Origin of the sequence: Nostoc sp. DedQUE08 (assembly GCF_034530895.1) — a bacterium.
Lineage (GTDB): Bacteria > Cyanobacteriota > Cyanobacteriia > Cyanobacteriales > Nostocaceae > Nostoc.
Genome location: NZ_JAVRCD010000031.1, coordinates 1 through 15,808 on the forward strand (window position 1 = coordinate 1; position 15,808 = coordinate 15,808).

Here is a 15,808-nt window from a genome sequence, read left to right on the forward strand (position 1 = left end):
TAAGTATAGAGAAATACCCGTGTTTCCATGATTCATCCCGCATTTATGCAACGCCTGCTTTATAAAGCGAGCGATGGAGAGTTTTACGCTTGGCTAATTCTTTACCTTTACGACCGAGTTGCTCGCGTAGTTGTTGGTCTTTGCACAACCGATTGAAAGCTTGAAAAACTTCATAACCAGAATTGGGATTAACGAGTATCCCATTTTCTTCATGCTGAACTGTATCTAGAACACCACCTAAACGAGGGGCAATTATCGGCTTACCGAAGTAACTTGCTTCTAAATAAGCCATACCAAAACCTTCCATATTATTAGGTTTAGTATCTGATAAAGTCAGCATGGCAAATATGTCGCAAGCTGCATAATAACCTGCTAATTCTCGCTCTGGCACATATCCGGCAAAGTGGACGCGCTTATCTACTCGCAAACGATGCGCTAGAGATTTCAGTTCTGACTCAGTTGGCCCTTGCCCGCAGAGTATATAGTGGACATCAACCCCAAAAGTTAGCAATATTGGGATGTTATCAATTACTCGGTCGAAACCTTTATGTTTTACTAGTCTGCCGATGGAGAGAATCACTATTGCTGAATCAGGAATGTTGTATGCCTGACGCACGCGAACCCGTAAATCATCAAGGCTACTGGGACTGGCTACATTATTACCAAATTTTTCTGGTCTGATTACGGGGTTAATGACGTGGGTAGGAGTATTTAATCGGAAAGCAGTTCTGAGGTAATCTCTTGTATAAGAACTGTTACAAACAATGCCTTCGGCTCTATGAAGTGTTAATTTAAATAGCGATCGCAGCACGGGATTGTGTAAAGTGCAAAGAAGATCGTTGCCGTGCAGATAGATAAAAAAGCGAATAGGTAACAAATAGCTCAATAGCAACAGTGAAGGAAAATCATAGCCGTGGCCCCACTCTATATAACGATAGTGATAGCGAAAATAGAGTTTAATTGCTAGGACAAATGAGCAGACGATATTGACCAAAGGTTTGAGGATATTTCCCACATAGCCACTACGCCAATATTTAGGATAATACCAGCGATACACAGGAAACTGTTGACTCTTATCAAATACTCGATCTCCCGAGCAACTAGCTGCCAGTACAATTATTCGTTCTGGATCTTGCAGACAACGATTGTAGATATATTCCCCAATTACAGCTTCTTTCGGCAGAAAGATCCGGGATATGACTAGGATATCTGGGTATGCAGCTTTATCTCTGATTTCGGCTGTTAGTTGAGAAATATGTTCCATAATAAAATTGATGACTATATTTCAAATAGTTTTTAATATTTACAATTAGAATTACTTTCAAAGCCATCATTATTATTTTATTTCTTTTAAAACGAATTTGGTAGACAAATTTGAAGCCTATTTTAGAAGATTAGCCAAAAAGATTGTTTTTTTGTTGTGTTGATTTTATTTTTGTTGCAAATTTCTCATTCTTTGAGAGTTTCTGTGCATAATGAACAAAAAATCAAAGCTAACACTTGTAGCGAAAATGCTCAGTAAACATCTGCTGTGAAAATTCCGAAATTTAGCTACGTTCAATAAAATATCCTAAACACTTAAAGTAGATGTGCCAAAATGCCAAAATTTTTATAGCTACTTAGTTGCAACATTATGTCTATTGTGAAAAATTATTTATAAGGATTACAGACACTTATTATCTTTCTACGTACACGTAAATTATCAGCCTCTAAATGTATTAATGAGTGCTGTTGGTGGGAGCTAGGCGTTTTGCCCGTGCTAAATATTGAGTAATAATAGGACTTACGCAAGTCACAAAAAAATCGGATTTGTAGTTTGTAGTAAGCGGCTCTAGCCCTTATTTTGAAGACTTTAGTCCTCTCTGCGAGACGCTACGCGAACACTACGAACTGAAAATAAGATGATATGCCAGTTGCGTAAATCCTGTAATAAGTTCAGAAGTAGTACTACTTATTCAGTGAAGGATTAAAAAATTAGTCAAAATAATCACTAAAAATTAAAATCATCTGTATAATTCAAAACTGTAGTCTGAAACTAGTCCGAGGCATAGCAAACCATTGCCCGTAGACGTAGCGCATCATAGACATCGCAATTTCTGTGAGGATAAACATGTCTTCCGGTACGGTTCCCCAGTCGAGAAATCCCCCCTGCGATCGCTACTTACCCAAGATAAGACGCGGTAAATTGAATATGTAGCCTCGAAAAGGTAATACTACGTGAATGCTACAAACTTGCTTGTTACGGGCTAGCGTTAGCAACATCCTGCAAGACTGCTCCCACCATCGGGAGAAATGATAAATAATAATTTCGTTTTTCAAGCGATTGTCTTATGCGTAAAAAACTACAACAAACCATCAAACCGCTGTTAAAAACCTTCTTAGCCCTAAGCTTGGTGTTAGCTTTGGCTCTTGGTCACGCTGACGGCGCGTTAGCAGCCCGCAGTGGGGGTCGTATCGGTGGTGGCTCCTTTAGAGCGCCTTCTAGCCGCACCTATACACCGCGCACCTATGCACCTCCTGGCGGAGGCGGATACTATCCTGGGGGTGGTTACGGTGGTGGCTTTGGTGGTGGCTTTGGCTTTCCCTTCCTACTTCCCTTCTGGGGTATTGGCGGAGGATTTGGTGGTCTGTTTAGCATCTTAATTTTCTTTGCGATCGCTAATTTCTTATTGCAAACTTTCCGCCGCGTCTCTAGCGGTGAAACACCAGAAGCAGATTACAGCAGTAACTCTCCTGTTTCTGTAACTCGTTTGCAAGTAGGTTTGTTAGCTCAAGCCCGTGAATTGCAAAATGAACTCAACCACATTGCTGAAACTGCTGATACTAACACTCCCGAAGGCAGAGCAGAAATTCTCCAAGAAGCCAGTCTAGCTTTACTTCGCCATCCGGAATACTTTGTATATGCAGGTGGTGGCACTCAACAAGCCAGTTTAAATTCAGCTGAAAGTCAGTTTAATCGACTGTCACTGGCAGAACGCAGCAAGTTTAGCGAAGAAACTCTTTCTAATGTCAACAACCAGCTAAGAGCAGCTCTTGCCAAAGATGCTTTACCTCCGGCTGGCGAACTCGACAACCCCACGCGTCTATTTACCGAAGGCCCTGGCGAATACATTGTTGTCACCTTGCTGGCGGCGACACTAGGTAAGTTTGACATCCCCACAGCTATCAATAGTGCTGATGATTTGCGTCAAGCTTTACGGCAAATTGGTAGTATCCCTAGCGACAAGCTTCTAGCAATTGAAGTTCTTTGGACTCCTCAAGCTGAAAATGATACCCTCACATCTGATGATGTGTTAGCAAATTATCCAGATTTGAGACTTGTTTAATTTCTGAAAAATTTTGCATCTATCTTAGTGCAACGAATAAGTTCCCCTTAAGAACAATAACTAGAAAACCGCTTGTCAATGACAAGCGGTTTTTTGTAGAGTTTATATCATTTACAGATAATTAGTTATGATTCCCACAGCCATTTCAGCCCACCCACCCCTAAGAGTTTGCAAAGAGGGGATTAAAGGGTGGGGTTTTGGGAGGTTAATAAGTAATTAAGCGGACATCATAGATATATTTAAGTATGATTTTAGAAACATTTTGGTAGTATTATCAAAATGAATTATACGCAAAGTGTTATCTTATGCCTAGTGTTGAAGCCGACGAAAACCGAGAGCATCGCATTAAAACAGAGATTGTTGTAGATGCTGAAGACAAAGAAGACCGAGCTATGGGTTGGTACTACTACCTTGAAGAGACTCTGAATTTTCCCTTTATGGCTACATGGACTAAGAAGGGACGCAAATCAGGTGCTGTCGAGGAGAAACAAGTGGAAGTACTGGGAATGGCCCCAGATGATGAGTGCTTGAAAGATATGTATGTAGAAGTGGCTTATATTAATGGTAAGGATGATGATGTATATTCTGCAAAATTATCTGAAATAGCAGCCATTGATGCTGACAGTGAAACTCAAGACGCGATCGCTGACTGGCTCTATTGGATTGCTAGAGGTTATAAATTTTAAACTCTAGGATAAATACCGAATAACGCGGCAGGGATTGCCAGCAGCGACAACATTCTCAGGTATATCTTTGACAACTACACTACCAGCACCAATTGTTGTGTTATCACCAATAGTTACACCTGGACAAATAATTGCATTGCCACCAATCCAGACATTATTACCAATGTTAATTGGGGCAGCTAATTCTCTACCAGAAAGACGAATTTCTGGCTCTACAGGATGATAAGCGGTATAAATTTGCACATAAGGAGCGCATAAAACATTTTCACCAATGTGAACTGGATTACAGTCTAAAATTACACAGCCATAGTTCATATACAATTTGTCGCCAGCAAAAATATTACTGCCATAGTCACAGTGAAAGGGTGGCACAATTGCTGCTTTTTGACCGATTTTTCCAAATAATTCTTGCAAAATTTGCTGCCGTTGCTCTTGCTGTTCTTCGGTTGTAGAATTGTATCTTCGCAACAGACGACTGGCTCGCTTCATGTCGGCAGCCAATTCTGGATCTTCGGCCAGATATAATTCGCCTGCAAGCATTTTCTGTTTTTCGGTTTTTTCCATGACAGAATTATATGGCTTCTCGGTTGTATACCATAACCTTAGTAGCGCCTAGATTAGCATATTCCATTCTTAACTAAATATGGCATAAGTAGCTTTTCCCTGCCGTTTAGCTTGGTACATCGCAATATCAGCATCCCGTAGTAGAGTTGCAGGCTCCTCATAATTACTAAAATTCCAAGTAATACCAATGCTAGCCGTAGCAGATAATTGATATCCATTCAGGTTAACTGGCAATCTTAACGAGTCTTGAATACGTTTGGCAACATTGGTAGCGTCGGTAATGTCTTTGATATCCTCCAAAAGAACAGTAAACTCATCACCACCAAATCGTGCTACAGTGTCGCCACTACGTAAGCATGACTCTAAACGTCTAGCGATCGCTACTAAAAAATCATCCCCTATTCCATGCCCAAAGCGATCGTTAATCTCTTTGAAGCCATCTAAATCTAAAAATAAAACTGCAAAATAATAGTCGCTTCTGCGTTTGCTACGTTCAATAGTTTGTCTGAGCCGATCTAAAAATAAAACACGATTCGGTAATTCTGTTAGCCCATCATAAAATGCATTGCGGATCAGTTGTGCCTCTGTCTGCTTACGTTTAGTGATGTCTTGAAACACTAAAACCGCGCCAGTAATATTGCCATCTCGATCGCGGATAGGTGCAACATTATCTCCAATCGCTATTTCTTTACCATCTTTAGTAATCAATGTACAGTTTTCTGGTAAATTGAAAATTTCACCTGCTTCGATTACATAAGTAGCTACATTTTCAATTTTTTCTCCTACATCTTTATTAACTAAGTTAACGACTTCTATTAAATCTTTCCCCAACGCTTCACTTTGCTTCCAACCAGTGATTAGTTCTGCTATGGGATTCATCATTTCAATACAACCATTTGCATAGGTAACAATCACCGCACAGCCCATACTATTAATAATTGCCATCAACCTCTGTTTTTCTTCGTATAATATTTTTTTGCTCTGATGTTTGTACAGTGTCATTTCAATCACAAAATGTAAATCACTTTCAATAAATGGTTTGGCTATGTAACTAAAAGGCTCACTTAGCTGATTTTTATGTAATCTTTTATATTCCGAATACTCCGTTAGATATACTACAGGCACATGAAAGTGATTCTGAATAATATCAGCTACGTGGAAACCGTCTATTTCTCCAGCTAGACAGATATCAATTAATACTAAATGTGGATGATTTTCTGCTACCTTTTTTATTGCCTCCTCACCAGATTCAGTTATTTCTGATACTAAATAACCTAATTTTTGTAAACTTTTTCTAATATTTGAGGCTAGATTTTTTTCATCCTCAACAATTAAGATTTTGCGGGCGAACATGTTACGATAACCTGTTTGCTAAAGTTCAGATTCTTGTTGTCAGTGTCAACTCAAGTCAAAAGTGCTTATCTTCTCATAAACAATCTCTAACTATCCTGTATTCTTACTTGATATTAATACTGACTAATGAGTAAATAGCATCATATTATTAATCTCCAGAAATTTATAGAAATCCTATTTGATTTACAAACTACCCTTTGAGGCAGGAAACAGGGAACTCTTAACAGGGAACATATTTGTTTGGATCTCATTTAGGATTGCTATATATGATTATCAAAGCTAATTTTGATTAATTTATGTAGCTAATATGATGCTACTAACATCAAATCAAAATTAGAATGCAATTATCAAGCACTCAAAAACTGATTTTAAAATGTATACAATAATTCTATTGGGAAAGTATAAATACTAAGTATAATATCTATATACAAATTAATCAAGAAAAATTTTTCATAAAATCACAGGATATTACTTTAATATAATTAAAAAAATCTAGAGTGTCTTGGATGTAATATATTAATCTACATTAATTTAATTATTAATAATTAATCTTAATCTGTGATTAAAAAGTTTGATGCTGCTTTACCTACAAATAGCTTTTATATCATATCAGAGGAGTTCTAGATTAGAGTTTAAGCTATCTGAAATATTTAATGAACAGTAAACTCGTATTTCTTAGAAATATTCATCTAACAACCATAATTAAAAAAATCTCAGTATTATTGTATTGTAATAGCATGGTAAGCCTAAATATGTGCAATATAAAAATAGTTATGTGTCTGACATATCAATAGCTGAGATATTTTTAATGCACTATTTTAGCCTTGCCACGCCACTAAGCGTATTTTAAAAATAAAATACTAGCCCTACAGCTTCTGGTTAATACTTAATCACAATTCCTCTCCTCTAAAAATATGTAAGTTAAATGTTCATCAGCCGTTCGCGGTATTTTTTAGTTTTTTGTTAATCAATAGGTACTGGTGCCAATGGCAGGAAAGATTCTTATTGTGAGACACTTCCAAGCTCCACGTAAACCCCCTGTTCTTTGCTGGCTGATAGATATTGCAAAAAAACACATTTTGTGAATTAAAGGTTGGACTTGATTTTAGTCAGTTCAATGCTAATTCTGCCACCAAAGTCTGGAATAGGTGCGGCAGGTTTGCTGAGAGTGACTTGGACTTTTGTTACACGATCGCACTCTTGGAGGATAGAATCTGCGATCGTTGTTACCAATTTCTCCACCAAAACAAATTTAGACGTTTTGATCAGATGTTGTGTCAAGCTAATGACGCTGCGATAATCTAAAGTGTCTTCGATCGCGTCAGTCTTGGCCGCTGTGGAGATATCCAACCATAACCTCACATCCACCTCAAACCATTGTCCTAGCACCTGTTCTTCTGGTAGATACCCAGTGTAGCCATAGCCGCGAATTCCCGTTAAATGAATGCAGTCCATAAAAGTTTGAGAGCAAATTGTGCATTTTGTAGAAAGTTCAGCAAGTTTGCTTGGAGATTTTCTTTCCCAGAAACTCGCGTGGCGGTGATGGAATCCAACACCGCATTGATGGATTTTAAATTGAATTTCCCTAGACAAAATCTAAAATTTAAGATTGTTTTATAGCTATGTTTGATTTAATGCCGATCGCTTATACGAATGTTAATCAACTTTGGGCTTATATTTTAACAGAGACGCTAAAGCGGTTGGGATTGACTTGTGCCATCATTTGTCCGGGATCGCGCTCTACACCCTTAGCGATCGCCTTTGCTCAACAAGCACCTGAGATTGAAGCGATTTCCATTCTTGATGAACGTTCCGCCGCCTTTTTTGCTTTGGGACAAGCTAAAGCAACCGGACGCCCGGTGGTACTAGTTTGCACTTCTGGTACAGCAGGAGCAAATTTTTATTCAGCAGTCATTGAAGCCTCGTATAGTCGCGTCCCATTGTTGATATTAACTACCGATAGACCCCCAGAATTGCGAGATTGTCACTCTGGGCAAACTGTAGATCAATTGAGATTATATGGAAACTACCCAAATTGGCAAACGGAGTTAGCCTTACCCTGTGCCGATCTGGGAATGCTAGCTTACCTGCGACAAACAGTAATTCATAGCTGGGAAAGAGCGCAAACTCCTACAAAGGGGCCAGTACATTTGAATATTCCCTTTCGCGATCCCTTAGCACCTGTTCCTGATGGAACCGACTTGAGTTATTTGCGATCGCAGTTAGAATCAGAAGACTTTTTCGCAAGAATAGCAAACCCATGCCCCATGCCCTATGCCCTATTCCCCATTCCCAAAGAATGGAAAGAATGCGATCGCGGCATTATTATCGCAGGTGTTGCTCAACCACAGCAACCAGAGGAATATTGTAGAGCGATCGCGCACCTTTCCCAAACTCTCAAATGGCCTGTGCTAGCAGAGGGACTCTCCCCAGTCAGAAATTATGCCGAACTCAACCCTTATTTGATTTCCACTTATGACCTGATTTTGCGAAATCAGCAACTAGCAAAGCAGCTAGCGCCGGAAATGGTGATTCAGGTAGGTGAAATGCCTACGAGTAAAGAACTACGTAACTGGATAGATGCAACTCAACCGCGACGCTGGGTAGTTGACCCTAGCGACCAAAACCTCGACCCTTTGCACGGGAGAACGACGCATTTACGAATATCTGTAGAAGGAATAAAAGTAGAGGAGAGAAATTTATCTTTATCCTCAGATTATGTGCAGGAATGGTGTAATGCAGAAGCGAAGGTTAGGTTAGCGATTGACCAGACAATGGGGAAAATAGATGAAATCATTGAGAGTAAAGCAGCTTGGTTAATTTCTCAGATTTTACCGCCAAAAACGCCTTTGTTTATTGCCAATAGTATGCCTGTGCGGGATGTGGAATATTTCTGGAAACCGAATAATTTGGGGGTGCGATCGTACTTTAACCGGGGTGCAAATGGTATTGATGGCACATTATCCACAGCTTTAGGAATTGCCCATCGCCAGCAAAGTAGTGTGATGTTAACGGGAGATTTGGCTCTGTTACATGATACCAATGGTTTTTTAATCCGCAATAAGTTTGTCGGACATCTCACGATCGTATTAATCAATAACAATGGCGGTGGAATTTTTGAAATGTTACCCATTGCCAAGTTTGAGCCACCATTTGAAGAGTTTTTTGGCACTCCCCAGGATATTGATTTTGCTCAGTTGTGCGCTACTTATAATGTGCAACATGAATTCATTACTTCTTGGCAGCAGTTACAACAAAAATTAAACCCGCTCCCAGCTACAGGAATTCGGGTTTTGGAGTTATGGACAAATCGCAAAGCTGATGCCAAGTGGCGACAAGAGAATTTAAAAAACTTTGCCGCAGATATTATAATTTAAACTAAGATATAGCAATCCTAAATCATTTGTGAAAATTACATATCTCTTTCTTCTTTCTTCTCTTTGCATCATTGGCGTTTTTGGCGGTTCGTTTCCTTATCTATATTTTTCACGACTCATCTAGGAGTGATATAGTTAGATAAAACTATTAAAAAACTAAAATTATTTATGTATAAATTAGACTATCCAATGCTTTTGAAAATTTTCAAGTCAACTCTAATAATAACTAATAAAATTTTTAATTCTTTATATGATTCAGAAACATTAGATGCAAGAAATAAATTAAGAATTCGTATTTTATATATAATGAAGTTAAGAAGTGAAACAATATTTAAAATTTTGCCTCAAAGTATTAATGCCAACGTTTCTTTTGATTTTCCATCTGTTGCAATTTTAACAAGAAGCTTAATTGAAGCTTATAGAGTATTTTATTATTTGACTTCTGAAGCAAATATTAATGATTCAGAATTTGAATTAAGATATCTCATATTTGAAGCATATAATATTTTTGAACGAGAGAAAATGCTTAAATCTATGGAAGCAGAAGAGTTAATAGATGAAAAACCAAAAATTTTTGAAGAAGAATTACAAAAATTAAAATTTCAGATTGAAAGTAATAATTTTTATAAACAAATCAAAAGTATATCCCAGGAGAATACAAAGTATAAGTTGTTACGGGATAAAGCTCTATTCTCTCAGGGATTCAAAAATGAACTAATCAATTTTAAAGGCTGTTTTATAAAAGATAAAGAAGTCGTTTTAAAGAGATTAATTGAAAAAGAACCTGAACTTCAAAAATCCCAGACAACTATAGAATATAGATATGAATATTTATATAAGTTATTATCAAATTATGTACATATAAGCGCTTACTCTATTTCTGAACTACCAAATTATAGCTATTTTAAAGATGAGTTTTATGCAGAAATTCTCAAAACAATACTTTGTACAGTATTTTATTTATATGTAGCTATCGAAGATATATTGAATTCTTTTCCGCAACTGCGGGAATATATTGGCAATCAAGAAGATTATTCTAATATAAGAGTAGGAATAGGTGTGTTTATTAATTTCTTAAAAATTCCAAAATAGCATATATTTCAAACAAAATATACAAATTTGCTTGCATCTTCAGGAACTGAAAACAAAGGAGAATGAGCGATCGCTCTCCTTTTCTACGTTAGATTTCCCCTCTTGGTTGACCTTGTAACCACCCTTCCAAGTCCACGATCGCAATCTCAATTCCAACAACGCCAAAACTAACTCTTCCAACTGTTCCTCAGCAATTTCGCCAAATAGTCGTTTTAACAGTCAGAGAACGAGCGATCGCACTCTTTCTCCCACCGCTTCCTGATATACCCGCGTGTCTTCCATCCTCAGATTTGTAACTTTGAGAATTTTAACGGGTGCGATCGCTCTTCTCCTCTGCGTCTCTGGGTGAAACTTACCCGCTTACTTCACCTTGTAACCATCCTTCCAAATCAGCAAGAGTAGAGAAATCCAACAAAGCATCACCTAAAGCTTCCAACTGTTCGACCGATAACCCTTGAATCTGGCGCTGAAGCGACTCAGGAAACTCACCCACCCGTCGGTTTAATAGTCTTAAGATGAGCGATCGCGCTTCTTCCTCTCGTCCTTCTTCCTTCGCTTCCCGAATCGCCCGTGGTTCTTCCAAATTCAGTCCCAACATCGTTGCAATCTCCTCTCGACTAAGCTTAGAAAACTTGTAGACAATAATCGTCGTCACTAAATCAATTATCGCTTGCTCCGACTGTTGCCGTGCTTGCTCTAACAAAAACCGCGCCCCTTCCATTGCTTCGGTTTCAGAAGTAACATTTGTCAGCAACATCAAACCCAATCCCAAAGGTTGTTCTCGCAAATCCCCCAACTCATCCAGATAAACCCGCCTGACTTGGCCACTTTCCAACAAAGCGCGGTGAATTGTTGAGTTAGAAGGTTCTAGGCTGCGAGAAGCAAAAATTATTACACCAAACCAGTCATCGTAACGAATAGAGTTGCGGTAGAGAAACAAAAACAATTCGCTGAAGAAGCGGTGATATAAGTCTTCGTCCTTCTGAAACTGCACTTCTGCAAAAAATACGGTTTTGGAAACTGCATCAGGCGGAGGTAAAAATACTCCATCAATCCGAAACGCCGTTTCTTTCACTTCAACTGATTCAAACTGGTAACTTTCTGCTTCTGGAGGTGGTTCATCTACTAATTCAAACAGCAAACCCGGAAATTGCTTAAATAATTTATAGAAAATGGTGTCGCGCCGCATTTTTATTCCTCAACACCCAGACAATTACCAGATTGTAAAGGCTTGAGACACTAATTTTAGCGTAGGCGTAGCCCACACTTCGACTTAGCTCAGTGACCACCGCAGGTATCGCTTGTCCCTACGTCCGCGATAAAATTCTTGAAGCAACAGCGCACTCCATACCAATGCAAATTAACTGGCAAACTGCCAAAACCTACGAAGATATTCTGTATCAAAAAACTGATGGCATTGCGAAAATCACCATCAACCGTCCCCATAAACGCAATGCCTTTCGTCCTGAAACAGTCTTTGAACTGTACGACGCTTTCTGTAATGCTCGTGAAGATACTACTATTGGTGTTGTTCTATTTACTGGTTATGGCCCCCACACTGATGGTAAATATGCCTTCTGTTCTGGTGGCGATCAAAGCGTGCGGGGACATGCGGGTTATGTGGATGATACTGGCATCCCTCGCTTGAATGTGCTGGACTTACAACGGCTGATTCGTTCGATGCCGAAAGTGGTGATTGCTTTAGTGGCTGGATATGCGATCGGTGGTGGACACGTCCTACACTTAATTTGCGACCTTACCATCGCTGCCGATAATGCCATTTTCGGACAGACGGGCCCGAAAGTCGGCAGTTTTGACGGTGGTTTTGGAGCCAGCTATCTTGCCCGCATCGTGGGACAAAAAAAAGCTAGAGAAATTTGGTTTCTCTGTCGCCAATATGATGCACAACAAGCTCTAGAAATGGGTTTAATTAATTGCGTCGTTCCAGTGGAACAACTAGAAGCCGAAGGTATTCAATGGGCGCAAGAGATTTTAGAAAAAAGTCCGATCGCAATTCGATGTCTTAAAGCTGCTTTTAACGCTGATTGTGATGGACAAGCTGGTTTACAAGAACTCGCTGGCAATGCCACCCTACTTTATTACATGACAGAAGAAGGAACTGAGGGCAAACAAGCCTTTCTCGAAAAGCGTCCACCAGATTTTCGCTCTTTTCCTTGGCTACCTTAGAATTGCAAAAATCGCTCCCCTTAAATGAGGTGCGATTTTTGTAGATATCAACTTTTACAGCACTAAAAATCTTAAAAACAAATCTTATTTTAAGCAGACTACAAACTCAGTCCAGTAATAATGGATGACTAAATAACCACTGCTTTAGTTTTTACCTGTTCAGATATGGAGGCAGCTATTTCCTCTAGAGGGGCAAGAGCAGCATTATCGAAATCTGAAGCTAAAGATTGACAAGATGTTAAAACTGGAGATGCATCTGGTAAACCCCAAGCATCTTCTAAGGTTTCCCAAGAAGGTGCAAAAGGTGGAAGCGCCAAAGAGCAAGCCTTCCAAGTCGCTTGAACTGGTGCGCCCAACTGCTGGCACGTTCCACCACGGCGACCTTCTGGCTGGTAATGACGACAATATCTACAGGCAGATGCTAAAACTTTAATGGGTTTCATTCGGATTCATCTTTAGTGTTGTTTCTGGCTGAATTTCATCTTTATATTCTGCTTCTATATATAAAGACAGAGAAAAGCCAAAAAGTCATTATTTTCCATAGGTTTCAGCGATCCCAAGTAAAAAATAAACTTCAGGATATTTTTATAATCTTGTTATATATTTAAATAATTCCTAAAGCAGTTACATATACGTATCGTCTAAAACTTATTAGGGATCAAGAGTAAAAGTAAAGCTTTTGATTTATTCAACCTTTTAAATTCCTCCTTAAGCCATCCTTAAGGCATAGAATTTCACATAAATAGTCTGCTTTACATACCACATTTTGCATATTTTAGCGGCAAATTATACTTTTTCTCAAGAATCAGAAAGATTTGATGTAATGACAGCAAGTTATTTCAGGATAAACTCTGCTCAACAAATAATCGCTCAACTATTTTGCTTTGAAAACTGTTTAGCAGCACAGACAGAACAGACTTCCCAGCGCTGGAGTTCACCGGGAGGGGTGGGAGATTGACACTGGGGACAAAGGGGTAAGCCATGCGATCGCGATCGCACAATCTTCGTCCAATGTCCAAAAGCCGCATTTACATCCTTGGTAGGTATAGCAGCATCAGGGCGGTTAATCTCATCACCAAGGTAACTGGGATGCTCATGAGGCGAAACCGTTTGTTGCTGTTTTCTTTCCACCAACGGATTCTGCCAGCCAGCAGTAGAGAAGCGAATATCAACCAAAGGCGTTGGCAGCTTTTTATTCAACTTTAAAAGTAGAGATGTGCGACCAAAAGTCAGGTTTTGCGCCCAAGCAGCACTAGAAGTTGCTACCGACAAAACATCACGCTGAATTGATAATGGTCTAGTATTTGCGGCAACTACTGGCCCAACAACTTCTGCCCAACACTTGAGCAGGCGTTGAAATGGTTGCTCCTGCCATTTCGACTGCTTTTCCAGAATCCTTAAAACATCATTAATTGATTTCAACGACATTATTCAAAGTGGGGAGTAGGGATTGGAAAGTGGGGGAGCAAGGGAGCAGGGGAGCAAGGGAGCAGGGGAGCAGCACTTCGGCTACGCTCAGTGACCGAGGAGAAGTTGCAGTAAGTCTTTCCCCTCTGCCCCTGTGCCCCTCTGCCTCTTGTGCCCAATGCCCCATATCCAATGACGGCAGTTGCTCCACTTGGGGAGACCCCAAGACCGCACTGCCTCCCCAATGCTCACTCTATCTATTTAAATAATTTCCGCTACTATTATCACAAAATATATCTATCTAAAAGTTGATTCCAGTAATCTACGTTTGAGGCAAAAAGGCAATGACTCAAAACTCCCTGAACGACTCCAGTACTCATCAATCGTCTAAAACACCTGGGTTGAAACCAGTACTAGCAGCAGCACTAGCAAGTTTAGAGGTGCCGCTAGATCAAGAGTTAGCTCGATACCGACGCACGCGAACTGGTTTGGTGTCATCTAAGCAGTCCCGTGTTGCAAGTTACATCAGCAAACAACCCCAACCCTTAACTACCATTTCGACAATATTGGGCGCAACTCAGTCATCAGCAACGGAAATTAAAACCAACGTATCGCCTGCATCTGTACCCGTGAATCCTGAGATGAATCCAGCGCCAGCTACGGCAAAAATTGATGTCTCACCCGCATCTGTAGCTGTGAATACTGAGATGAACCCAGCACCAACTACGGCAAAAACTGAGGAACTGAATAATCTTAATCTGCCCTCCACCGCCAATGCAGCTAAAACACAAACTCAACTTCCACCACCTCCACCCAACTTTAATAGCAGCATTGTGCCAGCGATCGTTAAAAATACTAAAAGCGAAAATCACTTGCAAACAGATGATAGCCCCAAGCACCCAGATGACTATTTAGAATCTAGTGAAGCACTGCTGCGAAGTCTGACAGAAGAACAACCAGAAACCAAGAAACCAAGCAATTCTAGCGACAGTCTGCTATCACCTTTGGGTATTGGCTCCATGTTGCTGCTATTGGTGGCTAGTCTGATCTTGGGTTATGCAGTCTTCAATCCCAAAAGCTTGCCACAATGGAATTTAGGCAACTTATTTAACGGCAACTCCTCTCCCACACCAGAAAATACTGAGGAAGTTGGGAGTAATGTCCAACCTCAAATTCAGCCACCAAGCACATCTATACCCAAATATCCCAATCTAGCTACTGAAGAGTTTCCTGAAGTAAGAGATCCCAATGATGTAGTAGGCTTAAAACCCAAAGTCCAACCAACCCCCGCAGTAGTGCCCAATCCAGTTGTTCCCCAAAATCCCGTAAATCCTCAAGGGGCATTGTCTAACCCCAATACAGCCCAACAGACTAACCCGATCGCCTTAGCACCAGTACCGAGACTACAATCCTTGCCTCCTCTTTCTTTACCTTCTACTTCACCGACAAAAACCTCACCCAAGCCAATCGCAACCTCACCAAAGCCAGATGCAGAAATGAAACTAGGAACAGATGGGTTTTATCATGTAGTGATAGATAATAAAGGCGCAGCTTTTGCCTCAGCACGGCAGGTAATTCCTGATGCTTATTTATCGCCTAACAAAGAATTGATTTATCTGGGTGCTTTTAAAACTAAAGAGCAAGTAAAACAACAGATGAAACTGTTAGAAGCGAAAGGAATCAAGGCACGAGTTCAGTAACTATGAATTGCAAAAATCTACGATACCATGAGATAACAGTCCTGAGTCAATAAGTGCTGAGTTGTGTTAGCGGATAGCTAAGGTTTAGCCCGTGCTGAGTGGTAGAGACAAAATAT

General features: G+C 39.9%; 14 protein-coding genes. 6 read left to right on the plus strand and 8 right to left on the minus strand.

The window, feature by feature from the left end; genetic code table 11:
- Positions 1-43 precede the first annotated feature (43 nt).
- A complete protein-coding gene (locus tag RMY64_RS20325; protein WP_322674939.1) occupies positions 44-1,264 on the minus strand; it encodes a glycosyltransferase family 4 protein in 1,221 nt (406 codons plus the stop codon).
- Positions 1,265-2,330: 1,066 nt separating this feature from the next.
- Between RMY64_RS20325 and RMY64_RS20330 the strand changes: the two genes are divergently transcribed.
- A complete protein-coding gene (locus RMY64_RS20330) occupies positions 2,331-3,326 on the plus strand; it encodes a DUF1517 domain-containing protein (protein ID WP_322683578.1) in 996 nt (331 codons plus the stop codon).
- Positions 3,327-3,631: 305 nt separating this feature from the next.
- Positions 3,632-4,012: a calcium-binding protein gene (locus RMY64_RS20335; RefSeq protein WP_322674937.1), complete on the plus strand. Its 381-nt coding sequence runs from the start codon at positions 3,632-3,634 to the stop codon at positions 4,010-4,012.
- 3 nt (positions 4,013-4,015) lie between these two features.
- Here RMY64_RS20335 and RMY64_RS20340 read toward each other — a convergent pair whose 3' ends face one another.
- The 3 genes from RMY64_RS20340 to folB all read right to left on the minus strand — a co-directional run bounded on the left by RMY64_RS20340 (position 4,016) and on the right by folB (position 7,384).
- Positions 4,016-4,576: a sugar O-acetyltransferase gene (locus tag RMY64_RS20340; protein WP_322700955.1), complete on the minus strand. Its 561-nt coding sequence runs from the start codon at positions 4,574-4,576 to the stop codon at positions 4,016-4,018.
- A gap of 69 nt (positions 4,577-4,645) precedes the next feature.
- Positions 4,646-5,929, minus strand: a complete 1,284-nt coding sequence (locus RMY64_RS20345; protein WP_322700956.1) for a diguanylate cyclase domain-containing protein — start codon at positions 5,927-5,929, stop codon at positions 4,646-4,648.
- Between the two features lie 1,086 nt (positions 5,930-7,015).
- Positions 7,016-7,384 carry a dihydroneopterin aldolase gene (gene folB, locus RMY64_RS20350; RefSeq protein ID WP_322674934.1) on the minus strand — a complete coding sequence of 123 codons (369 nt, stop codon included), beginning with the start codon at positions 7,382-7,384 and terminating at the stop codon, positions 7,016-7,018.
- 167 nt (positions 7,385-7,551) lie between these two features.
- Here folB and menD point away from each other — a divergent pair, with 167 nt between their 5' ends.
- Both menD and RMY64_RS20360 read left to right on the plus strand, forming a co-directional pair.
- Positions 7,552-9,306, plus strand: coding sequence for a 2-succinyl-5-enolpyruvyl-6-hydroxy-3-cyclohexene-1-carboxylic-acid synthase (gene menD, locus RMY64_RS20355; RefSeq protein WP_322700957.1), 1,755 nt, complete (start codon positions 7,552-7,554; stop codon positions 9,304-9,306).
- Between the two features lie 168 nt (positions 9,307-9,474).
- Positions 9,475-10,398 carry a DUF5677 domain-containing protein gene (locus RMY64_RS20360; protein ID WP_322700958.1) on the plus strand — a complete coding sequence of 308 codons (924 nt, stop codon included), beginning with the start codon at positions 9,475-9,477 and terminating at the stop codon, positions 10,396-10,398.
- A 39-nt stretch (positions 10,399-10,437) separates the two neighbouring features.
- Here the strand turns inward: RMY64_RS20360 and RMY64_RS20365 are convergent, their stop codons facing one another.
- Together RMY64_RS20365 and RMY64_RS20370 are read right to left on the minus strand one after the other, a co-directional pair.
- The gene (locus RMY64_RS20365; RefSeq protein ID WP_322700959.1) at positions 10,438-10,578 is read right to left on the minus strand and encodes a hypothetical protein; all 141 of its coding nucleotides are present in this window, start codon (positions 10,576-10,578) and stop codon (positions 10,438-10,440) included.
- A 172-nt stretch (positions 10,579-10,750) separates the two neighbouring features.
- Entirely contained in the window at positions 10,751-11,587 is an 837-nt protein-coding gene (locus RMY64_RS20370) for an Rpn family recombination-promoting nuclease/putative transposase (protein ID WP_322700960.1), read from the minus strand.
- 164 nt (positions 11,588-11,751) lie between these two features.
- Between RMY64_RS20370 and menB the strand changes: the two genes are divergently transcribed.
- Positions 11,752-12,585 (plus strand): 1,4-dihydroxy-2-naphthoyl-CoA synthase, encoded by an 834-nt coding sequence (gene menB / locus RMY64_RS20375; protein WP_322690266.1) that lies wholly within the window; start codon positions 11,752-11,754, stop codon positions 12,583-12,585.
- A gap of 128 nt (positions 12,586-12,713) precedes the next feature.
- Here menB and RMY64_RS20380 read toward each other — a convergent pair whose 3' ends face one another.
- Positions 12,714-13,028: a hypothetical protein gene (locus RMY64_RS20380; RefSeq protein WP_322683587.1), complete on the minus strand. Its 315-nt coding sequence runs from the start codon at positions 13,026-13,028 to the stop codon at positions 12,714-12,716.
- Between the two features lie 427 nt (positions 13,029-13,455).
- Entirely contained in the window at positions 13,456-14,013 is a 558-nt protein-coding gene (locus RMY64_RS20385; RefSeq protein WP_322674927.1) for a DUF721 domain-containing protein, read from the minus strand.
- A 323-nt stretch (positions 14,014-14,336) separates the two neighbouring features.
- On the opposite strand from RMY64_RS20385, the gene RMY64_RS20390 reads away from it, so the two are divergent.
- Positions 14,337-15,692, plus strand: a complete 1,356-nt coding sequence (locus RMY64_RS20390) for a hypothetical protein (RefSeq protein WP_322674926.1) — start codon at positions 14,337-14,339, stop codon at positions 15,690-15,692.
- Positions 15,693-15,808: the final 116 nt, after the last annotated feature.

What these genes read in the sequence shown, in the direction of transcription:
- RMY64_RS20325 (WP_322674939.1), bottom strand. Translation starts at nt 1,264, where the DNA reads ATGGAACATATTTCTCAACTAACAGCCGAAATCAGAGATAAAGCTGCA.
- RMY64_RS20330 (WP_322683578.1), top strand. Translation starts at nt 2,331, where the DNA reads ATGCGTAAAAAACTACAACAAACCATCAAACCGCTGTTAAAAACCTTC.
- RMY64_RS20335 (WP_322674937.1), top strand. Translation starts at nt 3,632, where the DNA reads ATGCCTAGTGTTGAAGCCGACGAAAACCGAGAGCATCGCATTAAAACA.
- RMY64_RS20340 (WP_322700955.1), bottom strand. Translation starts at nt 4,576, where the DNA reads ATGGAAAAAACCGAAAAACAGAAAATGCTTGCAGGCGAATTATATCTG.
- RMY64_RS20345 (WP_322700956.1), bottom strand. Translation starts at nt 5,929, where the DNA reads ATGTTCGCCCGCAAAATCTTAATTGTTGAGGATGAAAAAAATCTAGCC.
- folB (WP_322674934.1), bottom strand. Translation starts at nt 7,384, where the DNA reads ATGGACTGCATTCATTTAACGGGAATTCGCGGCTATGGCTACACTGGG.
- menD (WP_322700957.1), top strand. Translation starts at nt 7,552, where the DNA reads ATGTTTGATTTAATGCCGATCGCTTATACGAATGTTAATCAACTTTGG.
- RMY64_RS20360 (WP_322700958.1), top strand. Translation starts at nt 9,475, where the DNA reads ATGTATAAATTAGACTATCCAATGCTTTTGAAAATTTTCAAGTCAACT.
- RMY64_RS20370 (WP_322700960.1), bottom strand. Translation starts at nt 11,587, where the DNA reads ATGCGGCGCGACACCATTTTCTATAAATTATTTAAGCAATTTCCGGGT.
- menB (WP_322690266.1), top strand. Translation starts at nt 11,752, where the DNA reads ATGCAAATTAACTGGCAAACTGCCAAAACCTACGAAGATATTCTGTAT.
- RMY64_RS20380 (WP_322683587.1), bottom strand. Translation starts at nt 13,028, where the DNA reads ATGAAACCCATTAAAGTTTTAGCATCTGCCTGTAGATATTGTCGTCAT.
- RMY64_RS20385 (WP_322674927.1), bottom strand. Translation starts at nt 14,013, where the DNA reads ATGTCGTTGAAATCAATTAATGATGTTTTAAGGATTCTGGAAAAGCAG.
- RMY64_RS20390 (WP_322674926.1), top strand. Translation starts at nt 14,337, where the DNA reads ATGACTCAAAACTCCCTGAACGACTCCAGTACTCATCAATCGTCTAAA.